Genomic DNA, 926 nt, shown 5'->3' on the forward strand with positions numbered 1-926 from the left:
CTAGGGCGTGTCTCCTGATTTGCTGGCGTCGACTCGCGTGTGGATGACGGCGGCGACCAACAGGACGCCGCCGAGGTAGGTCAGGGCGTACTTGTCGTAGCGGGTGGCGATACCGCGCCATTGTTTGAGTCGGTTGAATCCGCGTTCGACGGTGTTGCGATGTGCGTAGAGGCCGGGGTCGAAGGTCGGGGGTCTGCCACCGGCTGATCCTTTGGCCTTGCGGCGGGCGATCTGGTCGCTGCGTTCGGGGATCGTGTGCTTGATGCGCCGTACTCGCAGGCCGGCGCGGGTGCTCGGATGTGAGTACGCCTTGTCGGCAAGCAGGCGGAAGTCCTTGGTCGTGTCACGGCCGGTGCATGTGGCGGTGTAGTCATCCACCAGCGGGAACAACTGCGGATTGTCCCCGTCCTGGCCAGCGGTGAGCCGAATCGCCACCAGGGCCTGACGCACATCGGCCAACGCGTGGATCTTGGTGGTCAGCCCGCCGCGGGAACGACCGATCGCATGGTCGTCGGGTTCATCGCCAGATTTCTTGTAATTCGACAGTGCCCCCTGTGTCCAGGGTGTCGCACCGGGCGCCTGCCGCGTGCTGGTGGGCTCGAGCGTTGGTCGAGTCGATCGACAACAGCGCGGCGAGGTCAGCCGTGGCATCGTCGGTACCGAACGCGCTGGTCACCGCAGCGAAGATCTCGTCGTAGGTGCCATCCAGCGACCAGCGGTGATGGCGTTTCCACACGGTTTGCCACGGGCCGAACTCCGCTGGCAGGTCCCGCCACGGACTGCCTGTGCGGAACCGCCAGGCAATCGCCTCCAAAACCTCCCTATGATCACGAAACCTATTGCCTCGCTTGCCCTCATGCGACGGCATCAACGGTTCAACAACCGCCCAGAACTCATCACTGATCACACCGGTTCGCAACACGCCA

Annotated in this window: 1 pseudogene; it reads right to left on the minus strand. The window is 64.1% G+C overall.

From position 1 onward, the window contains the following. Positions 1-922: pseudogene (locus BST28_RS22955) on the minus strand (IS5 family transposase). Positions 923-926: the final 4 nt, after the last annotated feature.

The organism is Mycolicibacter kumamotonensis (genome assembly GCF_002086285.1).
Taxonomy (GTDB): domain Bacteria; phylum Actinomycetota; class Actinomycetes; order Mycobacteriales; family Mycobacteriaceae; genus Mycobacterium; species Mycobacterium kumamotonense.